23 protein-coding genes are annotated in these 26,266 nt (G+C 64.2%); 11 read left to right on the top strand and 12 right to left on the bottom strand.

What is annotated here, in order from left to right:
- Positions 1-16: 16 nt before the first annotated feature.
- Positions 17-859, top strand: coding sequence for a phosphoserine phosphatase SerB (serB, locus tag HH213_RS24295; protein ID WP_169113955.1), 843 nt, complete (start codon positions 17-19; stop codon positions 857-859).
- A 6-nt stretch (positions 860-865) separates the two neighbouring features.
- On the opposite strand, the gene HH213_RS24290 is transcribed toward serB, so the two are convergent.
- Both HH213_RS24290 and HH213_RS24285 read right to left on the bottom strand, forming a co-directional pair.
- Positions 866-1,834 carry a sensor domain-containing diguanylate cyclase gene (locus HH213_RS24290; protein WP_169113954.1) on the bottom strand — a complete coding sequence of 323 codons (969 nt, stop codon included), beginning with the start codon at positions 1,832-1,834 and terminating at the stop codon, positions 866-868.
- A gap of 59 nt (positions 1,835-1,893) precedes the next feature.
- Entirely contained in the window at positions 1,894-2,370 is a 477-nt protein-coding gene (locus HH213_RS24285; protein WP_169113953.1) for a low molecular weight protein-tyrosine-phosphatase, read from the bottom strand.
- 57 nt (positions 2,371-2,427) lie between these two features.
- On the opposite strand from HH213_RS24285, the gene HH213_RS24280 reads away from it, so the two are divergent.
- Both HH213_RS24280 and HH213_RS24275 read left to right on the top strand, forming a co-directional pair.
- Positions 2,428-3,327 (top strand): alpha/beta hydrolase family protein, encoded by a 900-nt coding sequence (locus HH213_RS24280; RefSeq protein WP_169113952.1) that lies wholly within the window; start codon positions 2,428-2,430, stop codon positions 3,325-3,327.
- A gap of 35 nt (positions 3,328-3,362) precedes the next feature.
- Positions 3,363-3,725, top strand: coding sequence for a DUF4870 family protein (locus HH213_RS24275; RefSeq protein ID WP_110847644.1), 363 nt, complete (start codon positions 3,363-3,365; stop codon positions 3,723-3,725).
- Here HH213_RS24275 and HH213_RS24270 read toward each other — a convergent pair.
- From HH213_RS24270 to HH213_RS30595, 3 genes are read right to left on the bottom strand one after another with little or no spacing between them, the layout of a single operon-like run.
- Positions 3,697-5,136 carry a UdgX family uracil-DNA binding protein gene (locus tag HH213_RS24270; protein ID WP_169113951.1) on the bottom strand — a complete coding sequence of 480 codons (1,440 nt, stop codon included), beginning with the start codon at positions 5,134-5,136 and terminating at the stop codon, positions 3,697-3,699. The two genes, HH213_RS24275 and HH213_RS24270, sit on opposite strands and share 29 nt — an antisense overlap.
- Positions 5,133-6,365: a putative DNA modification/repair radical SAM protein gene (locus HH213_RS24265; protein ID WP_169115369.1), complete on the bottom strand. Its 1,233-nt coding sequence runs from the start codon at positions 6,363-6,365 to the stop codon at positions 5,133-5,135. Before HH213_RS24265 ends, HH213_RS24270 begins: the two co-directional genes overlap by 4 nt.
- Before the next feature lie 56 nt (positions 6,366-6,421).
- Positions 6,422-8,047, bottom strand: a complete 1,626-nt coding sequence (locus HH213_RS30595) for a methyl-accepting chemotaxis protein (RefSeq protein ID WP_169113950.1) — start codon at positions 8,045-8,047, stop codon at positions 6,422-6,424.
- A gap of 150 nt (positions 8,048-8,197) precedes the next feature.
- Between HH213_RS30595 and HH213_RS24255 the strand changes: the two genes are divergently transcribed.
- On the top strand, positions 8,198-9,193 hold the full coding sequence (locus HH213_RS24255) for a TauD/TfdA family dioxygenase (protein ID WP_169113949.1): 996 nt from the start codon (positions 8,198-8,200) through the stop codon (positions 9,191-9,193).
- Here HH213_RS24255 and hisC read toward each other — a convergent pair.
- The 5 genes from hisC to rimO all read right to left on the bottom strand — a co-directional run bounded on the left by hisC (position 9,190) and on the right by rimO (position 14,989).
- Positions 9,190-10,248 (bottom strand): histidinol-phosphate transaminase, encoded by a 1,059-nt coding sequence (gene hisC, locus HH213_RS24250; RefSeq protein WP_169113948.1) that lies wholly within the window; start codon positions 10,246-10,248, stop codon positions 9,190-9,192. The two genes, HH213_RS24255 and hisC, sit on opposite strands and share 4 nt — an antisense overlap.
- Positions 10,245-11,417 (bottom strand): cystathionine beta-lyase, encoded by a 1,173-nt coding sequence (locus HH213_RS24245; RefSeq protein WP_169113947.1) that lies wholly within the window; start codon positions 11,415-11,417, stop codon positions 10,245-10,247. The genes hisC and HH213_RS24245 overlap by 4 nt, the downstream gene beginning before the upstream one ends.
- Positions 11,417-12,664 carry a YncE family protein gene (locus HH213_RS24240; protein WP_169113946.1) on the bottom strand — a complete coding sequence of 416 codons (1,248 nt, stop codon included), beginning with the start codon at positions 12,662-12,664 and terminating at the stop codon, positions 11,417-11,419. The genes HH213_RS24245 and HH213_RS24240 overlap by 1 nt, the downstream gene beginning before the upstream one ends.
- Complete coding sequence (locus tag HH213_RS24235; RefSeq protein WP_169113945.1) at positions 12,661-13,518, bottom strand: creatininase family protein; 858 nt, start codon at positions 13,516-13,518, stop codon at positions 12,661-12,663. The genes HH213_RS24240 and HH213_RS24235 overlap by 4 nt, the downstream gene beginning before the upstream one ends.
- A gap of 79 nt (positions 13,519-13,597) precedes the next feature.
- Complete coding sequence (gene rimO, locus HH213_RS24230; protein WP_169113944.1) at positions 13,598-14,989, bottom strand: 30S ribosomal protein S12 methylthiotransferase RimO; 1,392 nt, start codon at positions 14,987-14,989, stop codon at positions 13,598-13,600.
- Between the two features lie 92 nt (positions 14,990-15,081).
- Between rimO and HH213_RS24225 the strand changes: the two genes are divergently transcribed.
- The 7 genes from HH213_RS24225 (at position 15,082) to HH213_RS24195 (ending at position 22,647) form a co-directional block, all read left to right on the top strand.
- Positions 15,082-16,095 (top strand): LacI family DNA-binding transcriptional regulator, encoded by a 1,014-nt coding sequence (locus tag HH213_RS24225; RefSeq protein ID WP_169113943.1) that lies wholly within the window; start codon positions 15,082-15,084, stop codon positions 16,093-16,095.
- 90 nt (positions 16,096-16,185) lie between these two features.
- Positions 16,186-17,499, top strand: a complete 1,314-nt coding sequence (locus HH213_RS24220) for a sensor histidine kinase (protein WP_169113942.1) — start codon at positions 16,186-16,188, stop codon at positions 17,497-17,499.
- On the top strand, positions 17,490-18,875 hold the full coding sequence (locus HH213_RS24215) for a sigma-54-dependent transcriptional regulator (protein WP_169113941.1): 1,386 nt from the start codon (positions 17,490-17,492) through the stop codon (positions 18,873-18,875). The genes HH213_RS24220 and HH213_RS24215 overlap by 10 nt, the downstream gene beginning before the upstream one ends.
- Positions 18,876-19,025: 150 nt before the next feature.
- A complete protein-coding gene (locus HH213_RS24210) occupies positions 19,026-19,415 on the top strand; it encodes a hypothetical protein (RefSeq protein WP_169113940.1) in 390 nt (129 codons plus the stop codon).
- Positions 19,416-19,467: 52 nt separating this feature from the next.
- Complete coding sequence (locus tag HH213_RS24205) at positions 19,468-20,121, top strand: hypothetical protein (protein WP_169113939.1); 654 nt, start codon at positions 19,468-19,470, stop codon at positions 20,119-20,121.
- Positions 20,111-21,361 carry an SLC13 family permease gene (locus HH213_RS24200; RefSeq protein WP_169113938.1) on the top strand — a complete coding sequence of 417 codons (1,251 nt, stop codon included), beginning with the start codon at positions 20,111-20,113 and terminating at the stop codon, positions 21,359-21,361. The genes HH213_RS24205 and HH213_RS24200 overlap by 11 nt, the downstream gene beginning before the upstream one ends.
- On the top strand, positions 21,358-22,647 hold the full coding sequence (locus HH213_RS24195; RefSeq protein WP_217363462.1) for an MFS transporter: 1,290 nt from the start codon (positions 21,358-21,360) through the stop codon (positions 22,645-22,647). The genes HH213_RS24200 and HH213_RS24195 overlap by 4 nt, the downstream gene beginning before the upstream one ends.
- Here the strand turns inward: HH213_RS24195 and HH213_RS24190 are convergent.
- Positions 22,644-25,070 (bottom strand): TonB-dependent receptor, encoded by a 2,427-nt coding sequence (locus HH213_RS24190; protein ID WP_169113937.1) that lies wholly within the window; start codon positions 25,068-25,070, stop codon positions 22,644-22,646. The genes HH213_RS24195 and HH213_RS24190 overlap by 4 nt on opposite strands.
- Before the next feature lie 104 nt (positions 25,071-25,174).
- Positions 25,175-26,266, bottom strand: coding sequence for an ABC transporter ATP-binding protein (locus tag HH213_RS24185; protein WP_110847629.1), 1,092 nt, complete (start codon positions 26,264-26,266; stop codon positions 25,175-25,177).

The raw sequence follows: 26,266 nt of genomic DNA, 5'->3' as shown, positions 1-26,266 counted from the left end.
TATCGCAAAAACCGCCATGAACCTCGTCCTGCAAGGGGTTGGCGATTGCAAGGCGCGGCTGGAGCGCATCGGCGCCCTCACCGCGTCCGCCAACCTGACCTGGCTGGGCGAGCGCGCGCTGCGCTGCGAAGGCATTGCCTTTTCGCCGGCGCTGCGCCAGACCCTGGAAGTGGCGGCGCAAGCCGCGCAGCTGGACGCCACCTATTCGATCGGCTTGCACAAGATGAGCGACTACAAGCTGGTGGCGATGGACATGGATTCGACGCTGATCATCATCGAGTGCATCGACGAAATCGCCGACATGCAGGGTTTGAAGGCGCAAGTGTCGGAGATCACCGAAGCGGCCATGCGCGGCGAACTGGATTTCGCCGCAAGTCTGCAACGCCGCGTGGGGCTGCTGGAAGGCCTGGACGCCTCGGCGCTGGAGCGCGTGTACGACGAACGGCTGCAACTGTCGCCGGGCGCCGAGACCATGCTGAAGGCGGTGCAGGCGGCCGGCATGAAAACGCTGCTGGTGTCGGGCGGCTTTACCTTCTTCACCGAGCGGCTGAAAAAGCGGCTGGGCCTCGACTACACCCACGCCAACGAACTGGAAATCGTCGACGGCAAACTGACCGGCAAGGTAGTGGGCGGTATCGTCGACGCCGAAGAGAAAAAGCGCACGGTGGAACGCGTGTGCAAAGAGCTGGGCATCTCGCCGTCGCAAGCGATCGTGATGGGCGACGGCGCCAATGACCTGAAGATGATGAGCATTTCCGGCATGTCGGTGGCGTTCCGCGCCAAGCCGGTGGTGCGCGAACAGGCCAACGTCGCGCTCAACTTCGTCGGCCTCGATGGCATCCTGCCGCTGCTGACCTGATCCGATTTAATGCCGGCGTTTGCGCGCCGCCTTGACCGCGTACATTTGCGCGTCGCCGGCGGCCAGCAGCGCCTCCACTGACTGCGGCGCGGCCGGATTGAATTCCACTACGCCCGCCGAAAACTGCAAGTCGTAGCCACGCGCCGCCCTGGCGTTGTAATCGGCCAGCAGGCTGCCGAACTTGTGCAGCACCTGTTCCGCGTCGTTCTTCCCGGCGCCGGTCAGCAGCACGACGAATTCGTCACCGCCCAGCCGCGCGAACAAGTCCGTACTGCGGAAGCTGGCCTGCATCACCTCTGCGAACGCCGCCAGCGCAATGTCACCTTCCGCGTGCCCGAACTGATCGTTGATCGGCTTGAAGCGATCCAGGTCGATGAACGCCAGCGCAGCCGGCTGGCGATTGCGCACGCAGAAATTCAGGCCATATTCCGCCAGCTGCAAAAAGCCGCGCCGGTTGGAAATGCGCGTCAGATCATCGGTGGTGGAAGTCTGGAATGCGGTGAATTCGTCCTGTACCATCGACGCCAGGTCCAGCAGCGCCAGCGCGTCTTCCTCGTCAAATTCACGCGGCACCGTGTCGATGATGCACAGCGTGCCCACCTTGGCGCCATCCGGCGCCCGCAGCGGACAGCCGACATAAAACCGGATATGCGGCGCGCCTGCCACCAGCGGATTGTCGGCAAAGCGCCGGTCGGCCAGCGCGTCAGGAATGAGGAAGATGCCGTCGCCCAGGATGGCGTGGCCGCAGAAGGAGATATTGCGCGGCGTCTCGCAGGCGTCCAGTCCCTGGGAAGACTTGAACCACTGGCGGTTCTCATCGACCAAGCTGACCAGCGCAATCGGAACACGGAACATGCGCTTGGCCATGCGGGTAACGCGGTCGAAGCGCTCCTCGGCAGGCGTGTCGAGGACATTCAACGACTTGAGACTTGCAAGCCGGACGGCTTCATCGAAGGGCATACCTGGCTGTTCCAAAGGATCTCCTATGCTTGTAAGGGCGTAGTCAGGGTCATGATACCTCAAAGCGCTGCGAGCTACTGTTTCTTCAACTTGGCGAGCAGACCGTCGCTGGCGTCTTCCAGATAGTCCAGCACATCGTCGAAACCGCGGCCACCGCCATAGTAAGGATCGGGCACCGCATCCACACCGCTGTGGGTGGCGTGCGCCATCATCATGCCCAGCTTGTGCCGATGCTGCGGCGGACAGGCGGCCAGCAGCAGCTTGAGGTTATCGTGATCCATCGCCAGCACATGATCGAAGTCTTCGAAATCCTGCACCGTCACCTTGCGCGAACGCTGCGCCGACAGATCGTAGCCGCGACGCGACGCATACTCCATCGAACGCTCATCTGGCGGCGCGCCAATGTGGTAGCCATGCGTGCCGGCCGAGTCGATCACGAAGCGGTCGCTCAAGCCGGCCGCCTCCACGCGCTGGCGGAACACACCCTCCGCCGTCGGCGAGCGGCAGATATTCCCCATGCAGACAAACAGCACCGATACTGGTTTCGCCATCGTCGCCGCTCCTTATATAATCATCATCGTTGCATTCTATGCGAAAAAGGATCGAGCATGAATTTGAGTTGCGGCTGCCGCGTAAGCAAGGTGCATGATGCTGTACAGGGCGCGGATATCCCGCTGGCGGTGCTGTATCCGGCACTCGGCGAGGAACATACGGAACACTTTGGCCCTTACTCGCTGGACGTGGCCAGCAACGCAGCGCCGGCCGTTGGCACTTACCCGCTGGTGGTGATCTCGCACGGCCATTCCGGCACGCCATGGGCGTATCGCCAGCTGGCCAAGCATTTGGCGCTGTCGGGCTTCATCGTCGCCCTGCCCGCGCATACCGGCAACACCCGCACCGACAACTCGCTGGCCGGCACCGCCGCCAACCTGGCCAACCGGCCGCGCCACATCACGCTGACTATCGACGCCGTGCTGGCGGATGCCACGCTGGCGCCGCACGTCAGCCGCAACGGCGTGGCGGTCATCGGCCACTCGATCGGCGGCTACACCGCGCTGGCGGCTGCCGGCGGCCTGCCGTGGACCGGCCCATATGAACGCAAGAACTCCAACGCGCTGCCGGAACCGGTGCCGGTCACGCCGGATGCGCGCATCCGTTCCTTGGTGCTGCTCAATCCCGCCACGTTCTGGTTTATCGCCGGTTCGCTGCGGCCGGTGCAAGTGCCGATTCTGATCCGCACCGGCGAGAAGGATGACGTTACGCCAATCGAGCACGCCCACAAGATCATCGAAGGCGTGGCCGAGCCGTCGCTGGTCGAGCACAAGGATATTCCCGGCGGCGGCCACTTCGCGTTCATGAGCAAATTCCCGCCGGAGATGACCAGGCCGAACTTCAAGCCGTCGCAAGACCCGGAAGGCTTCGACCGCGAAAGCATCCAGCCCGCGCTCTTCGCCGACGTGACTGCCTTCCTGCGGCGGACACTGTGCGACACGCCGGCCGCCGGCTAGCTATACTCAAGCCATCAACAAGGAAAGGAGAGATCATGTCGCAAGAACTCGTATTGGAAGGCCGCCTGGAATCGGCCAAGACCACCGCATGGTGGCTGTATGTGATCCACGCCGTCAGCTTTGTATTTTCGCTCGGCGCGTTCTCCATCATCCCGCTGATCCTCAACTACCTGCAACGGCCCAGCACCGAGGGCAGTTTCGTTCATAGCCATCACACCTGGATGATCCGTTCGTTCTGGTGGTATGTGGTGTGGGTGGTCGTCGGCGCCGTGTTTTTCATGACCATCATCGGCATTCCGGTGGCATGGCTGATCTGGATCGGCGCCTGGCTGTGGAAGGCATATCGCCTGATCGTCGGCATCAGCCGCATCAATCGGAACGAACCGGCCCCAGTGTAAGTGCTTGCCGCAGGCCTGCGACAATCACGTCGTAAGCCTGACGGCGGCTTTCCTCATCCCGCGCGCGCAGCACAAAGGACGGGTGGTAGACCGCTACTACCCAGCGACCTTCATGCTGGAATGGCGCATCGATCACGGCGCTCATCGTCGCGCTGCCATCCTGCAGCACCGACTTTAATGCGGTCGCGCCCAGCGCCACCACCACTTCCGGACCGACCTTCTCCAGCTCCTGCTCCAGCCAGACGTGGCATGCGCTGACTTCGCGCTGCGCCGGCGTCTTGTGCAGACGACGCTTGCCGCGCAGTTCCCACTTGAAGTGCTTGACGGCGTTGGTCAGGTAGACGCTGTCGCGAACTACGCCCGCTTCGGCCAGCGCGCGGTCCAGCACCGCGCCGGCGGGACCAACAAACGGCAATCCTTGCAGGTCCTCCTGGTCGCCCGGCTGTTCGCCGACCAGCATGATGCGTGCCTTGCGCGGGCCGACGCCAGGCACGGCCTGGGTGGCGTTGCGCCAAAGTTCGCAGCGGCGGCATTGGTCCAGCGTAGCCGGTTGATCGCGTTGCGGTTGCGCGCGTTCTGCCGTTACCGCGATGGTGGTGGCGCCGCTACGCTGGCCGACGGTGATGGTCTGGCCAGTGCGGCGGTCGCCGTTGGCGGCGGCGCTGATCATGGTCGGCACGATGGCGCCTTCGGGCAGATTCTTCCAGAAGCGTGATGGGATATGGCTGCGCAGCAGATCGGCGTTCAGGCGCGCCGGGTTGAAGATGCTGCGATAATAGGTGAGCCACAGCGCTTCGCCGGCGTCGTCGATGTCGGCGGCGCTGCGCATGCGGGGCGGTGCGTCGTGCAACTGCTGGCCGTCCCACAGCACGGTGGCGGTGGGCGTGGCGATCATCCAGGTGGCGTCGCCCATGCGGCGGGCGAAGTGCCGTGCCACTTGTGGCAGCACCTCGTGCGTCGGCTCGAACCAGGCGACGAAGCGTGGCGCGCCATCTTCCTCGTTACGTTCGCGGAATCGTACATAGGCATGCATGTCGTGCTCCTCGCGGCGGACGGCTTTGACCATGGTGTACAGGCGCGCACCATCCGGATCGGCCGCCGAGATCACATCGCGTTCGCCCAGCTGCCAGCGCCAGACTACCTTATACAGAAAAGCCCAGCGGTCGGCGGCACTGAAGCACGCCGCGCTAGCCAGCATCTCCACCAGTTCGCGCGGCAGACGCAACGCAGCCGTCGACGCGACCGGCTGCGCGGCGGCGTCGGAAGCGGGCGCCGTGGCGGCGGACGAGAACAAATCACCCTCATCCTCGCTGCCGGACCACTCCACCGACTCCGGCGGCACGCGCTGCGCGACCAACTGCCGCACCGCCGTCCGCCACTCGTCAAACGACTGCACCACCTTGCGTATCATGCTGCCTGCAACTCCGGCCACAAATTCATTTGCTGCGGCGCCTCCGCCATCGATCGCCGAAGATGCTCGGACGGGCTGGTGTCGCGCGCCGGGAAATAATCGGCCGTGATGATGAACGGCGAAATCTTCTTCATACTGCAACGCAAACGCGACAAGTCCGCATAGCGCACCTGCCGCAAGCGGCGCAAGTCCACGATGCGCTGCGCATTGCGTAATCCTATGCCAGGCACGCGCGCAATCATGTGCGGCTCCGCACGATTCAGGTCCAATGGAAAATGCTCGCGATGCGCCAGCGCCCATGCGAGCTTGGGATCGATATCCAGCGCCAGATTGCCACCGCTGTCCGGCAACAACTCCTGCGCCTGAAATCCATAGCTGCGCATCAGGAAGTCCGCCTGATACAGCCGATGCTCGCGCATCATCGGCGGTGGCGCCAGCGGCACGCTCTTCGGACTTTGCGGAATCGGGCTAAATGCCGAGTAGTACACGCGCTTGAGTTTATAGCTGCCGTACAGCGTCTCCGCCGTCGACAAAATCTGCTGGTCATCGCTGGCGTCGGCGCCGACGATCATCTGCGTGCTTTGCCCGGCCGGCGCAAAGCGCGGCGACTTCGGTTCCTCCGCCTTCTCATCCAGCTTGCGGCGGATCGAACCCATTGCCAGCTTGATCGTATGAACGCTCTTTTCCGGCGCCAGCTTCTGCACGCTGTCTTGCGTCGGCAGCTCGATATTGACGCTCAGCCGGTCCGCATAGCGCCCCGCTGCCTCGATCAGCGCCGGATCGGCATCCGGGATGGTCTTCAGATGGATATAGCCGCGAAACTGATGTACTTCGCGCAGTTCGCGCGCCACCTGCACCAGTTGCTCCATGGTGTAATCAGCCGACTGGATGATGCCCGAGCTGAGAAAGAGCCCATCAATGTAATTGCGGAGATAAAAATCGGTAGTCAACCGCACCACCTCCGCCACCGCAAAGCGCGCACGCGGCACGTTGGAGGTACGCCGGTTCACGCAATACTGGCAATCGTACAAACAGTAATTGGTCAGCAGGATTTTCAGCAGCGAGACGCAGCGTCCATCCGGCGTGTAGCTGTGGCAGATGCCCATGCCAGTGGTCGCGCCAAAACCGCCCTTGCCGATGGAATCGCGCTTCGGCGCGCCACTGCTGGCGCACGAGGCGTCGTATTTAGCCGCATCGGCCAGGATTTCCAGCTTGTCCTTGATCTCCATCACATTCCCGATACACTGTATTTTCATACAGTATATCAGCAAACCTCCCACAAAGCTTATTTTGTCATGGACAATCGGCGCGGCTGTGGCGCGGGCGCCATCAGCCGCCGCAGCGCGCCTTCCTCGTGCGAGTCAAGCTGGAACACGCTGACCAGCTCCGCCAGCGACGACGCCTGCTCCTGCATGCTCTGCGCCGCAGTTGCTGCCTGCTGCACCAGTTCCGCATTCTGCTGCGTCACCGTATCCATCTGCGCGATGGCCTGGTTGACCTGTTCGATGCCGTGGCTTTGCTCGCGGCCCGCATTGGTGATCTCGGAAATCAGATCAGTCACGCGCTGCACGCTGGAGACCACGCGCTCCATCGTGGTGCCGGCTTCCGCCACCAGCTTGCTGCCCTCCTCCACCTGGCTGACCGAATTGCCGATCAACTCCTTGATCTCGCGCGCCGCGCCGGCCGAGCGCTGCGCCAGATTGCGCACTTCCGACGCCACCACCGCAAAGCCGCGTCCCTGCTCGCCCGCGCGCGCCGCCTCCACCGCCGCGTTCAACGCCAGAATATTGGTCTGAAACGCGATACCGTCGATGACGGTGATGATGTCGCCGATCTTGCGCGATGACGCATTGATCGACTCCATCGTATTGACCACGCGGCCTACCACCTCGCTGCCCGCTTGCGCCACGTCGGAGGCCGAACCGGCCAGCTGATTGGCCTGCGCCGCCGCGTCGGAATTCTGCCGTACGGTGGACGTCAACTCTTCCATCGACGCCGCCGTCTCTTCCAGCGAACTGGCTTGCTGCTCGGTGCGCGAGGACAGGTCCAGGTTACCGGCCGCGATCTGGCCGGAGGCCGACGCAATCACATGCGTCGAGCCGCGCACGTCGGTGACGATCTTGGCCAGGTTGTCACGCATGGTCTTCATGGCGAACAGCAGGCTGCGGCTATCGCCCGACCGCAGCTCCACCTGCGCCGACAGATCGCCGGCCGCGATACGGTTGACGATATCCACCGCATACGCCGGCTCGCCGCCCAGGCTGCGCATCAAGCGGCGCGTGATCAGGAAGGCGCCGGCCGCACCGAGCACCACGCTGACCAGCATCAGCGTAATAATCAGCACCCGCGACGACGAGTAGCGCTTGGAACCTTCGGCCGCCGCGTCCTTCCCGCCCTGGGTGTAGAGGTCGACCAGCTTGTCCACCTGGCCGCGCATCGAGACAATCAACTTGTTCGAGTCGCCCCGGATCAGCTTCTTGGCTTTTTCCACATCACCGGCGCGCATGGCGGCGCGGATCTTAGCGTCTTCCTCCATATAACGCCCCCACTGCTCGGTAATTTGCGCATACATGGCTTTCTCATCCGGCGTTTCCATCAGCGCCTGATATTCATCCTGCATCTTTTTCAGATCATCCAGATCGGTGGCGATGACTTTATCGTATTTATCCATCTCACTGGCATCGCTGGAGATAATATATTGAAACTCCCGCGTGCGTATTCGCGCTATTTGAGATTTAATATCCTCAATAATTCTCACACTTGGTAACCAGCGCGAAGATAATCGTGTCGATATTTCATTTACTTGTGACAGCTCTACTATTGAAAAGATACCCACGATGGCTGTCATGGACAAAACCGCACAGAATGAGGCTGTCAGCTTGGTTGCAATAGGCAATTCAGTTAATCGCATGATGATATTCCCCGGTTAATAAGTCGCTTATCTCTTCCTTGAAAATCATCATAACGCAAGCAGATCATTTTTCGGAGTCACTGTCAGAATTAAACTACAAACCGATTATTAAAAATCCCTAGAATAAATTCAACAACCGGGGAGGTAATCATGTTGGCATCAATTAAATATCAAGGAAACATCGCGCAGGCGGAAGCAGATTTCTCATGGAATAATGATTTCAATATTATCTTTGAGATATTAGGCCGGCGATTCGATGGTTTTAATGACAATGGCTTTTATCCGCATCCGGACGAAGTGGCGCTGCGCCAGGAGCTGAAGGAAGTCGCAACGCTGCGCAAATTGAGCGAACGGATACGCGCGCTGGATGCCAATGCGCTGGTGTTGCGCGGACTGGGCCTGAGCGGCCTGCCGGAAGAGCGCCGCAACGCCGTGCTGTACGCGCTGACGCTGATGCTCGGCTACCCTACCTCCACCGACCAGCGCACCGGCCGCGTGGCGTGGGACGTCAAGGCGCGGCCGGACACCGGCATCGATGGCCGCTTCGTCACCTTCTCAGAGCGCGTGGGCAGCGCCGATATGCATACCGATTCGTCGTTCTATCCGATGCCGGAGGAGCAGTTCATTCTGTACGTGGTGAATGCGGCGCAGTGCCACGGCGGCCATTCGACTCTGATCGATGCGGACGATATCTATACCGCGCTGCATCGCACGGCGGAGGGCACGGCGGCGTTTGAACTGCTGCGCACGACGCCGGTGCCGTTCCGCGTGCCGGCTGTGTATGCGGCGGGCGATGAGACGATGGAGTTTCATGTGGCGCCAGTGTTTGGTCCGCCGTTGCGCGCGGGTGACCGCTTCACCATGCGCTGGCGGTATGACGCGATCAAGAAGGGCCTGGCGGCGCGGCCGGAAATGAATAATCCAGCACTGGCGGATGCGGTAGAGATCATGCACCGCGTGGCGGAGCAGGAAGCGCCGCGCTTCATGGAGCAGCTGCCGACCGACACGCTGATGTTGGCCGATAACCACCGCATGCTGCACGGCCGCACCACCTACACCGACGAGCGCCGCCACCTGATCCGCATCCGCATGTCGGACGTACCGAACGCCCAGCGCATCGGCCCTTCCGGCGTGGTGCGGGATTAAGCCAGGATTTGCTTGAGCGCTTCCACCAGCTTGGCGCATTCCTCATCGGTGCCGATGGTGATGCGCAGGAACTGGTCGATACGCGCCGACTTGAAGTGGCGCACCAGAATGGCGCGTTCGCGCAGCGCAGCCGCCAACTGCGCGCCATCGTGCTGCGGATGACGCGTGAAAATAAAGTTGGCCTGCGATGGCAGCACCTCGAATCCCAGCGCCTGCATCTGCGCCGTCAGCCGCCCGCGACTGGCGATGATGGCGTTCGACGTCTGCTCCATGTAGGCCACATCGTCCAGCGCCGCCACCGCGCCGGCTTGCTGCACCTGCCCCAGCGGATAGCAATTGAAACTGTTTTTCACGCGCTCCAGGCCCGCAATCAGGTCCGGATGGCCGAGCGCAAAGCCGACCCGCAATCCAGCCAGCGAACGCGATTTGGACAAAGTCTGAATCACCAGCAGGTTATCAAAGCGGCCCAGCAAGGCAGAGGCGCTCTGCGCGCCAAAATCGACATAGGCTTCATCGATTACCACCACCTGCTGCGGATGCGCCACCAGCAGCGACTCGATCTGCGCCAGCGGCAGCGCGATGCCGGTCGGCGCATTCGGGTTGGCCAGGATGATCGCGCCGCACGGCTGCTGATAATCCGCCACATCGATCTCGAAGCGCTCGTTCAGCGGCACATACACCGCCTCAATGCCATACAGGCTGCAGTAGGTTGGATAGAAGCTGTAGCTGATATCGGGCGTCAGCAGCGGCAAGTCGTGCTTGAGCAAAGCGTGGAAGGTATGTGCCAGCACTTCGTCCGAGCTATTGCCGACGAAGACCTGCTCGCGCGCCAGGCCGAAACGGCGCGCCACCGCATCCTTCACCACCGCGTTGAACGGATCGGAATACTTGCGCAAGCCATCGCCGGCCGCTTCCTGCATCGCGGCGATCGCCTTGGGCGACGGGCCATAGGGATTTTCGTTGGTATTCAGCTTGACCAGGCCAGGCATCTGCACCTGTTCGCCCGGCGTGTATGGCGTCAGGCCGTGAACGACTTTGCTCCAGAACTTGCTCATGCCATTTCCTCAAATGCCCGCTCGATATCGGCGATTAAATCATGGACGTCTTCCAGGCCCACGTTGAAGCGTATCAGTATGCCCTTGTCGGTCCAGTCCTTGCGCATATGCTGGATGCGGTACGGCATGACGAGGCTGTTGGCGCCGCCCCAGCTATAGCCGATCTTGAACAGCTTGAGCGCATCGACAAAGCGGTCGGTCTGCGCTTCGGTATAACGTTCGTCAAAGATCACCGAGAACAGGCCGCCGGCGCCGCTGAAATCGCGCTTCCACGTTTCATGGCCGGGACATTCCGGGAATGCCGGGTGCAGCACCCTGGTGACTTCGGGCCGCGTTTGCAGCCAGGCCGCCAGCTTGCGCGCCGCTGCGTCGTGCGCGTCGAAGCGCAGGCGCATGGTCGGCAAGCCGCGCTGAACCAGATACGCATCGTCCGCCCCCACACCCAGGCCCAGACGCATGTGCGCAAGGCTGATGCGGTCATGTAGCTCGCGGTCGCGCGTGATGACGGCGCCCATCAGCACATCGGAACCGCCGGACTGGTACTTGGTCAGCGCCTGCATGATGATGTCCACGCCCAGATCGAAGCCGCGCAACGCCAGGCCGGCAGACCAGGTGTTATCCAGCGCCACCAGCAGGCCGCGTTCATGCGCCGCCTTGCAGATGGCCGGCAGGTCCGGCACTTCCATCGACACCGATCCCGGCGCCTCGGTCCAGATCAGCTTTGTATTCGGCAGGATCAGCGCCGCGATGCCCGCGCCGATCAGCGGATCATAGTAGCGCGCAGTGATGCCGAAATCGGCCGACAGCCAGCGCCCCAGTTCCCGATTCGGGTTGTAGACGTTATCCGGCAGCAGCACATCATCGCCGGTTTTGAGCAATGCGAAATCCACCATCGAGATCGCGGCCAGGCCGCTCGGCGCCAGCAGGCAGTATTTGCCGTCTTCGATTTCCGCCAGACGTGCCTCCAGCGTAAACGTGGTCGGCGTGCCATGCAGCCCATAGGTATAGGCGTTCTTGTCTTTCCATTCGCCCGAGCGCATCGCCGCCACGTTCTTGAACAGCACCGTGGAGGCGTGATGGATGCCGACCGGGAAAGCGTCGAAACCTTCCGGCGCCTTGTAATCCGTGTGGATCAGCGCCGTCTGTGGGGATTTTTTCACGGTCGCCATCAGCGCATATTGCCGGTGTGGCCCAGCGAGTAGCGGCCTGGTTGCGGCCATACGGTCAGGCCGTGCGGCTCCTGTCCGACCTTGACCTGCTTGACGTCGCCGTTGGCGGTATCGATGCGGTAGACCACGTCATCGAAGCGGCCGGACAGCCACAGGTATTTGCCGTCGGCGCTGACGTTGCCCATGTCCGGGCTGCCGCCGCCGGGAATCGCCCATTGGGATACCACTTTTTCGCTGGCGAAGTCGATCACCGTCACGCGGCCCTTGCCTTTACGCTTGCCGTGAATATTGTGCGTGCCACGGTTGGCCACATACAGCTTGGTGCCGTCACGACTTGGATACAGGCCGTGCGCGCCAACGCCGGTCGGGATGAAGCCGACCTTGGTAAAGGTGGACGCATCGACGATGTGCACGCCGTCGGCGTCCATGTCGGCGATGTAGTAACGCTTACCGTCCGGCGAGACGCGGATATCCTGCGGCATGCCCTTCTTCTTGCTGCACACCTCATTCGCCAACAACTGGTCGATCGGGTCTTTTTCGGAGAAGCGCGTGGCCGGCATGGACAGCTTCAGATAGCCGTCCACCTTGCGGGCGGCGAGGTCGATGCGCGCCACGGCGCCGTCGAATTCGCAAGTGAACATGGCGTAGCGGCCGTCCGGCGAGAAGTCGGCGTGGTTGATGCCGCCGCATTGCGGCACATCGATCGCGTACTGCATCGCCATCGTCTTCGGATCGCGGAAGTCCAGGCGGTGCAACGCTTCCGCCACCACAATGGCGGATTTTCCGTCCGGCGAGAAGTACATATTGTATGGGTCGTCCACCGCCACCTGTGGGCCAGGCTTGCCGGTGCGCGGATCGATCGGCGTCAGGCTGCCCTTGTTAGTGCGCTCGGCGTTATTCGCCACCCACAGTGTTTGCAGGTCGTAGGCCGGCACCACGTGCTGCGGGCCGACGCCGACCTTGAACTTGTCGACCACCTTCAGCGTTTCCGGATCGATCACATACACGTCATTGGAGCGCAGGTTAGGCACGTAGACGCGTTGCAGCTGGTCCTTGGTGGCTGGGCTCATATTGGCCGGGCCGATGCCGGCGTAGACGTTGACCGGCGCCGCCGCAGGCGCAGTACCGGCGGCCGGCGCGGCTTGTGCAGCCTGCGCATTCTCCATATTGGCGACAGCCAGCAAACCGCCAGCGCCGATCAAACCAGCGACGGCCAGCGCCGCAAAGACGATACGATTAGTTTTCATTTGGATGCTTTACTAGAAGTAGACGGCGCGCCATGCGCCGCAAAATCGGAAATCGCTGCCACCGAGGCGTCGACAATGCGCTGCACGCCAAGCTTGCCCAATTCGGCGGTAGCGCGGCGCGCGTCACCGCGCACGCCTTGCGCTGCGGTCGGCGACGGCCCTTTGGCCAGCGCCTCGGTACGCACCAGGGATTTATCGGTAGCCAGCATCAGCGCCGCATCGGCCAGGCCGGCGTGCAGGCCGATTTCGGCCTTGCTGTAGCCGCGCTTTTCAAGGTCGGCGATAAACGGTTCCTGCGTGACGTCGTAGTAGGCCAGCAGCGCCAGGGCCGCAGCGTCGCCGTCCTTGGCCCAGGCCTTGTTCAGTTTCTGCGCCACGCGGGTTTCGCTTTTCTGGTAACCGCCATGGTCGCCGATGAAGACAATGCGGCGGAAGCCATGCTGGCGCAGGCTCTGCGCGGTGGCGACCAGCAGCTCTTCGAAGGTGGATTCAGGAATCGACAGGGTGCCGGCAAATTTCATGTGGCCGGCCGGCGGCGTGATGCTGCCTTCCGGGACGTAAGCCACTACCGGGGCGACCACCGCATTGCCGAGCTTTTGCGCGATCATTCGCGCCAGCACGGTGGCGCGCACATTGTGCTTGCCCAGCGCGATATAGGGACCGCTTTGTTCGGTGCCGCCGATGGGAATGATGGCGGTGGTGGCGCCGGCGTCGATGCGGGTGCGCAGCTCGGTGCTGGTCATCTCTTCCAGCATCACAGGTGCAATGACCGCCTCGGCGGCCATGACAGGCCGCGCCAGCAGGCAGGCCAGCAGGCAGGCGGCAAGCGCCGCCGGGAGTTTCAAGTCACGCATAAGGCTCACTAACAAAAAAAGGCGGACCGCGATAACGCCGGTCCGCCTTTATTATAGTGGATGTATCGAGAAAAACGCCTTAAAGCGCCTCGCCCCACAAATCATGCGCGTCGGACGTGGTGATTTTCACATCGACGAACTGGCCGACGGCCAGCTTCTTGTGCGGTTCGTACGGCGGCTTGACGTACACCACGCCGTCGATTTCCGGCGCGTCGGCAGCCGAGCGGCCCACGCCACCGGTACGGTTGACTTCATCGATCAGCACGCGCACGGTCTTGCCGACTTTCGCTTTCAGGCGCGCTTTCGAGATTTCTTCCTGCAGCAGCATCACGCGGCCGCGGCGCTCTTCGCGCACTTCTTCCGGCACCGGATTGGCCAGTTCGTTGGCGGTGGCGCCTTCCACCGGCGAGTAGGCGAAGCAGCCCAGGCGGTCGATCTGCGCTTCCTTCAGGAAGTCCAGCAGGTATTCGAATTCCTCTTCCGTCTCGCCAGGGAAGCCGGCGATGAAGGTCGAGCGGATGGTCAGGTCCGGATTCATTTTGCGCCAGGCCAGGATGCGGTCCAGGTTTTTCTCGCCGCTGGCCGGACGCTTCATGCGCTTCAGCACATCGGGATGCGCGTGCTGCATCGGAATGTCCAGATACGGCAGAATGTGTTCGCCCATCAGCGGGATCACCTGGTCGACGTGCGGGTATGGATATACGTAGTGCATGCGCACCCAGGCGCCGTAGGACTTGGCCAGTTCGCCCAGCGCTTCCATCAGCTGCGTCATGTGGGTCTTGATCGGACGGCCGTTCCAGAAGCCGGTACGGAACTTGACGTCGACGCCGTAGGCCGAGGTATCCTGCGAGATCACCAGCAGTTCCTTGACGCCCGACTTGAACAGGTTTTCCGCTTCCAGCAGCAGTTCGCCGATAGGACGCGACACCAGGTCGCCGCGCATCGATGGAATGATGCAGAACGAGCAGCGGTGGTTACAGCCTTCCGAGATTTTCAGGTAGGCGTAATGCTTCGGCGTCAGCTTGATGCCCTGCGCCGGAATCAGGTCGATGAACGGCTCGTGCGGTTTAGGCAGGTGCAGGTGGACCGAATCCATCACTTCAGCTAGCGCGTGCGGGCCGGTGACGGCCAGCACCTTCGGGTGGACTTTGGTGATGATGTCGTCGCCGGCGGCGTCCTTCTTGGCGCCCAGGCAGCCGGTGACAATCACCTTGCCGTTTTCGGCCAGCGCTTCGCCGATGGCGTCCAGCGATTCCTGCACGGCGGCGTCGATGAAGCCGCAGGTGTTGACGATTACCAGATCGGCGCCGGCGTAGGACTTGGCGGTCTCGTAACCCTCAGCACGCAGCTGGGTCAGGATCTGTTCGGAGTCGACCAGCGCTTTAGGGCAGCCGAGCGATACAAAGCCCACTTTCGGTGCTGGCGCGCCGGCGGCTGGCTGGGGAAAACGGGAGAGTGGTTGCGATTGCATATGGTTGCCTAAAGCTTCACAATAATTACGAGCAATCGACGATTATACCATGTTACGATAGTGGCTTAACGCCCATTGCTAGAGGAGATTGTGTGGCAACACTGAAAGACGTCGCAATGCTTGCAGGTGTAGGCATGTCGACAGCATCGCGCGCCATTTCCGGCGCCGGCCCGGTCTCGGCGGAAGCGATGAAGAAGGTGCAAGCCGCCATCGAGCAACTCAACTTCCGCCCCTCCTCCATCGGCCGTTCGCTGTCGGCGCAGTCGCTGGGCATGATCGGCATTTTCTGCCCCTCCTTCTTCGGCGCCTACTACGGCACCATCCTCAAGCAAACCGACATCGAACTGCGCGCCATGCGCCGCCACGTGGTGGTGGCCACCGGCTGCGGCGACGGCACGCCGCGCGATGAAGCCATCGAAGCGGTCAAGTTCCTGATCGGCCGCGATTGCGACGGCATCGTGGTGCTGGGTCACGATTTGCTGGATGAAGACATGCAGATGCTGCACAAGATGCATCCCAAGATGGCCTTCCTCAACCGCCGCAGTCCGGGCCTGGAGGCGTCGTCGTTCTGCCCGGACCACTACCACGGCGGCGAACTGGCGGCGCGCACCTTGCTGGACGCCGGCCATCGCCAGCTGGCGGTGATTTCCGGCCCGATCGGCACCTCGGACAATGAGGAGCGTTTGAACGGCTTCTTCGACGAACTGGCGCGCCACGGCATCGAACGCGATGCCGTGCGCCTGATCGCATCGGACTTCTCGCGCGAAGGCGGCTTTGGCGCCACCCAGCAGCTGCTCAACGAAGGCAGCCAGTTCACCGGCCTGTTTTGCGCGAATGATGAAATGGCGGTCGGCGCCATGTCGTGCTTCCACCGCGCCGGCGTGCGCGTGCCGGATGACGTGTCGATCGTCGGCTATGACGATGACTATTCGGCGGAATTCTCGTCACCGGGCCTGACCTCGGTGCACATCCCGATGCAGCAGCTGACGCAGAACGCGGTGCGCTGGCTGCTCAACATCTGCTACGGCACCCAGCACGAAATCGCGCGCGCGTTCCCGGTAACGGTGACGGTGCGCGGCTCGGTGGCGCGCCACGCCAATCGCTGAGCTATGTACGCCACGATACAGAAAACCCGCAAGCGCCGCCTATAATCGTTGCAACATCAACGATGAAAGACTCCCGTGGCGCTGAGCGGCATGCTGAAACGCGATTTGTCCTGGCTGTGGGCAGCGATTGCCGCCATGGTGATGGCGCTGATCTGGCTGCTGCTGCAACTGGGACGGCAAGGCGCTGATGCCCAGGTGGCATCGGCCCGCGCGCGCGCGGCGGTGATTTGCCAGATCATGCGCTCCGGCGTCGAACGCATGAATGTGCGCCAGACCGGCGGCGAAGCGCTGGAGCGCGCCGTGGTCGACATGGCACTGCGCGAGGACGCCGGCTTCGAAGGCGGCTTGTGGACGACCCAGCGCGGCGTGTATGCGTACGCCTTTCCCACGTATGACGGCAGCGGCGTCAAGAACGACGCCCCGGCAGCAGAACTGCCGCGCATTGCCGCCTTGTCCCAGCAGGCGCTGGCCGGCGGCGCGGCGGTCTTCGACGTCCGGCCTGGCCTGCGCGAGGCGGTCGTCTACAGCGCCTGCCCCGTCTCGGCCGACCTGGCCGGATGGACCCTGACCCGTGTCGCCACCATCGCCGCCGGCACCCTGAATCACCTGGTGCTGGCGGTCAGCCTGCTGCTCGGCTCATTGCTGCTGGCGGGCGGCTGGTTCGCCTTCCTGCTGACGCGCTGGGGCCGCGAGGCGCAGCGGCTCGGCGCTCTGCTGGCCGCCAGCGAACGGATGGCCGCGCTGGGCAGCCTGGCGGCCGGGCTGGCGCACGAAATCCGCAATCCGCTCGGCACCATCCGCATGAAAGTGGACAACGCACTGGCGGCACCGCCGGCCAAGCGCGAAGCACGCACCGACGCAGCCCTGCGCACCACACTGTTGCAGGTGCAGCGCCTGGAAACGCTGATCTCCAGCCTGCTGGCGCTGACACAGCCGTTTCATCCCCAGCGCACGCCGGTGGCATTGGACGACTGGTTCGCGCAGCGCCTGCTGGCCCACGCCGACGCCGCCGCCGACCTCGGCCTGACCACCGCGCTGGCGGTCCAGCCGGAACTGGCGCAAGCGGCGCGCGGCCTGCCCCTGTTCGATCCGGCCCACATGGCGCGCGTGATCGATAATCTGCTGTGGAATGCACTGGCCCATACGCCCGTCGGCGGCCATATCGAGCTGGGGGCGGCGCGCGACGGCGAGCAACTTCTTATATGGGTGGCCGACGACGGCAACGGCGTGCCGCCAGCGCTGCGCCCCACGCTGTTTGACCCATTGGTGACCGGCCGCGAGGGTGGCACCGGGCTGGGGCTGGCGGTGGTCAGGGAGGTGGTTCAGGCACACGGTGGCCGGGTCAGCCTGGACACCGCACGCCAGCGCGGCACCCGCATTGCACTGGAGTTGCCATGGCCTTGATACTGATCGTTGACGATGACACCGCATTCCGCATGACGCTGGCCGAGACGCTGGACGATCTGGGTTACCAGGTGCGCCAGGCCGGCAGCTGCGAAGCCGGCCTGGCCAGCCTGGGCGACGGCGCCATCGATCTGGCGCTGGTGGATTTGCGCCTGCCCGGCGACGATGGCCTGGCGTTCCTGCGCACGGCGGCGACAACGGCGCCTGGTCTGCCGTGCATCGTGCTGACAGCTTATGCCAGCGGCTCCAACACCATCGACGCCATGCGCCTGGGCGCCTTCGACCATTTGACCAAGCCGGTCGGCCGCGACGAGCTGGCGCAGGCGCTGGCCCGCGCGCTGCGCGCGCATCAGCCGGCGGTCGCCGAGGCGGTCGACGACGACACCCAGGCCGGCGAACAAATGCTCAGCAATAGCGCACCGATGCGGGCCATCTTCAAGCGCATCGGACTGGTGGCGGACAGCGATAACTCGGTGCTGGTGCTGGGGGAAACCGGCACCGGCAAGGAACTGGTGGCGCAGGCACTGCACGCCAACAGCGCCCGCGCGGCCGGTCCTTTCGTCGCGGTCAACTGCGCGGCGATTCCGGCCGAGCTGCTGGAGAGCGAACTGTTCGGCCATGTCAAAGGCGCGTTCTCGGGCGCCGCCAGCGACCGGCTCGGGCGCTTCCGCGAAGCCGACGGCGGCACCCTCTTCCTCGACGAAATCGGCGACATGGCGTTGCCGACCCAGGCCAAGATCCTGCGCGTGCTGCAGGAGCGCGAAGTGACGCCGGTCGGCGGCCGGCAGGCGGTGGCGGTCGACTTGCGGGTGGTGGCCGCCACCCATCGCGATCTGGAAGCGGAGGTGGCGGCCGGCCGCTTCCGCGCCGACTTGTGGTATCGCCTGCAGGTCATCACCATCAAGCTGCCGCCGCTGCGCGCGCGCGACGGCGACGTGGCGCTGCTGGCCGCGCATTTCCTGCGGCAGCATGCGCATGGCCGCGCCAAGCGTCTGGCGCCGGCGGCGCTGGCCGCGCTGCAAGGCCACCCGTGGCCGGGCAATGTGCGCGAGTTGCGCAACACCATACTGCGCGCCATCGCCCTCAGCGAGGGGGACTTGATCGACGTTGAACACCTCGGACTGGACGCGGCGCCAGCCACTGAGGCAGCGACAGCGGCGACAGCGACAGCACCAGTGACGGTGGCAGCCACGCCGGCCGGCACCGCGGAGATCGACTGGGACGGACCGCTCGATCGCGCGGTGGAACTGCTGGAATCCTGCATGCTGCGGCGGGCGCTGGCTGTCGCCGACGGCAACCGCAGCGAAGCGGCGCGGCGTCTGGGCCTGTCGCGGCAACAGCTGTACCGCAAACTGGCGCAATACGACATCGAATAGTGACAGTTGTCCGCTTTGGTGACGGCCCATCGTCACCAAAGCGGACACATTGTCTGTTGCGGCCGCACTGATTTGCGCAAATCAGGCACAGTCCGGCATGGCACGGGATCTGCATAGTCATGGGTACACCTCTTACAGAAGGAGTACATCATGAACGTTATCCAATCTTCCCTGCTGTCGCTCGCCCTGGGCCTGGCAACCCTGACCACCGGCGCCATCGCCGCGCAAGTGCCGCCACCGCCTGACCAGGCCGCGCCACCGTCACCACCGCCGGCACCCCCAGTTCCGCTGGAAGGGGCAACGGGCGTCCCGCCGGCACCACCTGCTGCGGCGCCAGCACCGCCGCCGCGTCCGGACAGAGCGGCTCGCCTCGCAGCCGCAGCGCCGGCCCGCCCAGCGCCACCGCCGCCACAACCACCGCGTGATCCGGGCGCGCGACCACCGGCACCCGGCGCGGACGCGCCTCCACCGCCGCCGCCACCTGCGCCAGGTGCGGATGTCCCGCCGCCACCGCCGCCTCCGGCTATTCCGCAACGTTAACCCGGCGCGAGGAACCGCTACCATGATCGTCACCCGGCATTTGGCTGCCCTGGTGCTCACAGCCGCGCTGGCGACCGTCGGCGCGGCCCCGGTGCGCGCCGATGCGCCGCCGCCAGCCACGTCGGACGTAGCCGACGGCGTCGTGCAGCGCTATCTGACCACGCCTTACGGCGAGCTCAATGGCCTGCGCCTCGCCGACGGCCGTGTGGTGGTGTTCGGTCCACTGATGGCGAACTCGGTAGCGACAGCGGCGCCTGTCGGCGAGCGCATCCGCGTGATCGGCAACAAAATGGCGGATGGCGCCATTCGCGCCGTCGCCGTGATCAACCTGGTTTCCGGGAGCACGGCGGACGACCAGCCGCCCAGCCCGCCCGCGCTGCCGCCATCCCCGCCGCCCGCGCGCAAGCCACTCGAACGCTGCGAAGCCACCGGTCCCATCGACCTGGTGCTGCACGGTCCGCGCGGCGAAGCCAACGGCGTCATCCTCGCCGACGGCAGCCTGATTTACTTCCGGCCGGACCTGGTGCGTGCGCCGTTGCGTCCCGGCCAGTTATTCGCCGCCATCGGCATCGGCTCGCGCGGGCCGCAAGGCCTGGCCATGGAAGCGATCGTCGCAGCAAGCGACCTGGCCACCGCCCGGGCGGCAGCCGCCACGGTTCTCAATCCCCCTTCACCACCACAGCCACCGTCACCACATGTCGACTGAACCCTTATTGTGGGCCATCACCGGCCTGACCATGACCGCCATCGTGTTGCGCCCATGGGGCCTGCCGGAAGCCATCTGGGCGTCGCTGGCGGTGCTGGCGTTGATCGTCTTCAAGCTGATTCCGCCGTCGCAGGTGCTGCCCGGGGTGGCGCGCGGCTATGACGTCTATATGTTCCTGGCCGGCATGATGACGCTGGCGGAACTGGGCCGGCGCCAGGGCGTGTTCGACTGGCTGGCGGCGCACGCCGGGCGCGCCGCCGCCGGCTCTGGCCGCAGGCTGTTCCTACTGGTCTACCTGGCCGGCACGCTGGTCACGGTAACACTGTCCAACGACGCCACCGCAGTAGTGTTGACGCCGGCCGTGTACGCCGTCGCGCGCGCAGTCGATGCGCCGCCGTTGCCCTATCTGTTGATCTGCGCCTTCGTCGCCAACGCCGCCAGCTTTGTGCTGCCGGTGTCCAACCCCGCCAATCTGGTGGTGCTCGGCGCCAACATGCCGAGCCTGGCGCATTGGCTGGCGCTGTTCCTGCTGCCGTCACTGGGCGCCATCCTCGCCACGTATTTCGCACTGCGCTACCTGCTGCGGACCGACCTGCCGGCCACCATCCGCGCCGACGTCGACACGCCGAGGCTGACGCCGGCCGGCCGCTTGACCGTCAGCGCGCTGGCCGGCACCGCTGCGGTGCTGGGCCTGGCGTCGGCCTACGGCATCGAGCTGGGCCCGGTCACGCTGGCCGCCGCCGGTGTCGCGCTGCTGCTGACCGCTGCGCGCGGCGGCGGCAATCCCATCGCCTTGCTGCGGTCCTTGTCGTGGGATGTGCTGCTGATGGTGGCCGGCCTGTTCGTGCTGATCGAAACGCTGCAGCAGCATGGCGTCGTCGCAGCGCTTGCGGTGCAGCAGCAACAACTGCAGGCCGCCGCGCCGAGCATGGCGAACCAACTCACCGGGACCATCCTGGCGGTCGCCTGCAATCTGGTCAACAACCTGCCGGCCGGCCTGCTGGGCGCCGCCACGCTCGACCATCTGGCCGCGCCGATGCCACTGCGCGCGGCCGCGCTGATCGGCATCGACATCGGGCCGAACCTGTCGGTCAGCGGCTCGCTGGCGACTATTCTGTGGCTGGCCATGTTGCGGCGCGAAGGCGTGCAGGTCGGCGCCTGGCAATTCCTCAAGCTGGGCGCCGTCGTCATGCCGGCCGGCTTGCTGGCGGCGCTGCTGCTGTTGCAGGTGACGTCATGATGCAGGCAGCGCGCGCACCGTCCCGCGCCAACCTGCTGGCGCTGGGCCTGCTGAATTTTTTCCTCGCCGATGCGCGCGATGGCCTCGGTCCCTTTCTGGACGCCTACCTGAGCACCAAGGGCTGGGCGCCGATGTATCTTGGCCTGCTGGCGACCGTCGGCGGCGTGCTGGGACTGGTGGCCGGCATGCCGGCCGGCGCGCTGACCGATCGCAGCCATGCCAAGCGTTTGCTGGTGGTGGCGCCGGTCACGCTGATTACGCTGATGAGTTTTTTGTGCCTCGCCGCGCCGAGCCGCTGGATGGTGTTCAGCACCCAGGCGCTGGCGGCGGTGGCCGGGGTGCTGATCGGACCGGCCGTCGCGGCCATCACGCTGGGGCTGGTCGGCGCCCAGCGCTTCGGCCCGCAATTGGGCAAGAACGAATCGTGGAACCACGCCGGCAATCTGGTGCTGATGGGCGGCACCTGGGCCGCCAGCGTGTGGTTCGGCCTGCCGGGCGTGGCGGCGCTGATGCTGGTTACCACCGCAGCCACGGTTGCCGCTACCTTGTCTATCGCGCCGGGCAGCATCGACCACGCGGCGGCACGCGGCATGGCCGGCGCTGACTGCGGCGGCGATGTCGGCGCCAGCGCAGTGGCCCAGCCCTCCTCTTTGCGCGCGCTGGCCGGCAACCGTCCGCTATTATGGCTGAGCCTGGCGTTGGCGCTGTTCCACTTCGGCAACGCCCCGCTGGCGCGGCTGATCGCGCAGCAGTTCGCGGTGCAGATGCAGCGGCCGTTCGAAACCACGGCCGTCATCACCATGGTGTCGCAAGTGGCCGCACTGGGAGCGGCGCTGGCGGCGCCATGGCTGCTGCGCGCGCGCCGGGCCGGTCCGGCCGCCGTGCTGGCCTTACTGAGTCTCCCGCTACGCGGCCTGCTGGCCTGGAATTTTTCCGAGTTTGACATGATCTACCCGGTGCAGCTGCTCGATGGCGTCGGCGTCGGCCTGCTCGGCATCCTGACGCCGTTCATGGTGGAGCGACTGACGCGCGGCAGCGGTCATTTCAACCTCGCGCTGGCGGCGGTGATGACGGTGCAAGGCATCGGCGCGGCGTCGAGCAACGTGGTGGCGGGCTACCTGGTCATGCGGTTCGGCTATCCGCTGACCTATCTGACGCATGGCGCGGTAGCCTTGCTGGCGATCGCGGCGTTGCTGCCGGCGCTGCGCGGCCTTCGCGCAGGCGACAACGACGCCAACCGCCGCGCCGGCGCCGCCATGGGCGCGAGCGCGGCGTCGGACACTTAGAACTTCACCGACACGCGACCACCAAAGGTGCGCGGGTTGTTGTAGTACGCCGCCCAGATCTGCTGCGTCGGCTGGCATGGTGCGCCAACCTGCGTGCAGACTTCGATCGCGTCGTACTTCACTTCCTTGTCGGTGGCATTGTTGACGAACAGCTCCGCCGTGTAAGCCTTGTTGCGCGGCTCGAAGCGCAGGCTCAGGTCCAGCGTGGTGTACGATTCCTGCATCTTCACGCCTGGATGGCCCGGCACGTCGTTGGCGAACGCGCCCGAACCGACAAACGACTTGGTCTCGTAGTGCGCCGAGATACGCGGCGTGATACGGCCCTTGCCGATGTCGAAGTCACGCTCGTACATCAGCGTACTGGCAAAGGTCGGCGCGTGTTTCAGCACGGTGCCGCCGACGTTGACGGTCGGCGCGGTGGTGCCGCAGGCCTGACCATTGGCGCGTGCCGCATCGACGTCGCACGACAGGAAGTCGTCATAGCGCGCCTTCAGCCACGTCGCGTTGCCGCTGAAGCGGTCGACGCTGGTCGGCCGCCACATCCACTCCGCTTCCACGCCCTTGACCGAAGCACCGGCCGCGTTGAAGTTTTGCAGCGTATTGTTGACCACTTGCGATTCCAGCTTGTCCTTGTACTTCATCCAGAAGGCGTCGATGTTCAGCGACAGCTGCTTGTTCAGCAGGTCCGACTTGAAGCCGAGTTCATAGCTGGTCAGCTTTTCAGGCTTGGTAGTAGCACCGCCGTCGCCGATGGCCGGCGAGTGGAAGCCGGTGGTCACCGAAGCGAAGGTCAGGATATCCGGCGATACCTTGTACTCAACCCGGCCCAGCCAGGTCGCCTGGCCATATGCCAGATCGGCCGTGTTGTCGCCATAGGTATTGCCGCAAGTGGCTTGATTCACCACGCCGCCCGGCCCGATGTTGTGGGTGTTGATGGTGCCCACGCCAGGCGTGACCAGTTGCGCGATCTGGCTCGGCGTCAGCGTGGCGCCGCGCGGCGCGTTGTCCGGCCAGTTCGGGCAAGCCCAGTTCTGGCCGCCGATGTCGAACTTGTGGTCCTTGGTATAGCGCGCGCCGGCGGTCAGCTTCCAGACCGGATCGATATCGTAGCTGGCTTGCGCAAAGGCGGCCTTGGAATGCAGCTCGCGGTCACCTTGAATGAAGGACATGGCCGATGCGTACTGGCCAACCGTCGGCTGGACGAAGATCACGCTGCCGTTGGCGATATCCTGCGCCAGCATGGCTTCTGAAATCTGGCTGCGGTCGATGTCGAAGCGTACCTTGTTCTTCTCGCGGAAGAAGAACAAGCCGCCCACCCACTGCAGCGGCGAGTCATATTCCGAACGCACCTGCACCTCGTTGGAGACGCTGTCGAACTGCGACCATTCGGTGCGGTTCTCGGCCTTGAAGCCTGGGTAGAAGCCGGCGTCCGCGTCGCTGGCGTTAGTCCGTTTCAAGCGACTCCACGCGCCGAGGTACTGGGTGGCGATGCCTTCCATTGGACGCCATTCGACCTTGGTCTTGGCGGTGATGATCGACTGGTCCAGGTTACCCGGCGTATCGATCAGCGCGGAGCGCAGGTTCTGGCCCGGCTTTGGTTCGGCCGACAGGTAGATATTGCCGGCGCCGGTGTCGCTGTAATAGTCGGCGATGAAGGTGGCCTTCAGCTCCGGTGTGAACTTCCACAGCAGCGAGGCGCGCGCGCCCGACTGGTTGCCCGCACCGTACTTCTGCGCGCCCGGCGAGACGTTGGAACCCTTAAGGAAATCGACATAGCCGTCATGCTGATCCTTGATGGCGGCGATGCGCAGCGCGATGTCGTCGCTGAGCGGGATGTTGATCATCGCCTGCGTCTGAATGTGATGATAGTCGCCGATGGTGACGCTGGCCGAGCCGAACACCTTGGCGGTGCTTGGCGCGCCGGACACCAGGTTGACCGCGCCGGCGGTCGAGTTGCGGCCGTTGAGCGTGCCTTGCGGGCCGCGCGCCACCTCGACGTGGTTCAGGTCATACATCAGCGCCGTGGCGCCTTGTGGACGTGGCACGTAGATGCCGTCCACATAGAACGCCACTGCCGGGTCGCCCAGCTCCGTGTGATTGGCCGAGCCGACGCCGCGCATGTAGACGTGGACGCCGCCCGAATCGCTGTGCGGCTCCACCACCAGACTAGGCACCATGGCGGTCATGGTCGCCAGGTCCTTGACCTGGTTGTTGGCCAGCGTGTCCTGCGTGTAGGCGGTGATGGCCAGCGGCGTGTCCTGCACCAGCGTGTCGCGGCGGGTGGCGGTGACGATGATCTTTTCCATGTTGTCGCCGGCGGCCGGGGTGGCGGCTGCAGGTGGTTGCTGTTGCTGCTGCGCGTATGCTACGCCGCCGCTCAACATCATCTGGGCGATACTTAAAGCTAGAACTGTTTTTTTCATTGATGTCTCCTCGCTTATTCCAAGTGGAACCGGTTCCACCACAAGACGCACCTAGGCGTCGGGCCATACCATGGCAGACCCGGTGATTTAGCAACTACGATTCTTTAGAGCCGCTGTTCGCTGGCTCCGTCAAACAGGGAAATACGATTGGTACGGATCGAGAAATGGATGTCCTTCTCGGTCTCGATCTGCAACTGGTCCTGCACGATGCCCGCAACCTGGGTGCCGTGGAAGTCCAGCCACACTACGCGGTGCGCGCCCATGGCCTCGATCAGCGAGACCGATGCGCGCACTGCTGCACCGCCAGCGACGCCGTCACCATGCCCGACGTCGATGTCCTCCGGCCGCACGCCCAGCACGCAATCGTGCTTGCCGGTGAGCGGCTGCTTGAATGGATAGCCGGTCACATCGACCGACAGGTGCTGGTTGCTGAAGATGGTCTTGCCACCCTGCTGCTCCAGCGTGCCCTTGAACAGATTCATGCCCGGCGAACCAAGGAAGGTCGCCACGAACAGATTGGCCGGGGTGTTGTAGATGACGTCCGGCGTGTCGAATTGCTGCACCACGCCGCCCTTCATCACCGCCATGCGCTGCGCCAGCGTCATCGCCTCCACCTGGTCGTGGGTCACGTAGATCATGGTGGCGCCGAGTTGCTTGTGCAGCTGTTTCAGTTCGCGCCGCAGCTCCGTGCGCAGCTTGGCGTCGAGGTTGGACAGCGGCTCATCGAACAGCATTACGTCCGCTTCGCGCACGATGGCGCGGCCGATCGCCACGCGTTGACGCTGGCCGCCCGACAGGTTGGCCGGCTTGCGCTTCAACAGCGGCCCGAGTTGCAGCATGTCGGAAGCGCGCGTCACGCGGCGGGTAATCTCCGCCTTCGGCGTGCCGTTGATGCGCAGGCCGAAGGACATATTCGCTTCTACGTTCATGGTGGGATACAGCGCATAGGACTGGAACACCAGGGCAATGCCGCGATCCTTCGGGTCGGCCCAGGTCATGTCCTTGCCGCCGATTTCGATCTGGCCGGCGCTGGTATCGATCAGGCCCGCGATACTATGCAGCAGCGTGGACTTGCCGCAGCCCGAAGGCCCCAGCAGCACCACGAACTCCCCCGCCTTCACGTCGAGGTTGAGCGATTCAATCACCTTGTTGCCGCCCAGCTGGATCTGCAAATTACGAATAGCTACGTTAGACAT

It is taken from the genome of Duganella dendranthematis (assembly GCF_012849375.1).
GTDB classification, from domain to species: Bacteria; Pseudomonadota; Gammaproteobacteria; order Burkholderiales; family Burkholderiaceae_D; genus Rugamonas; species Rugamonas dendranthematis.
Note: the sequence above shows the minus strand (reverse complement) of the source record. Positions and strands in the feature narration are given on the sequence as shown.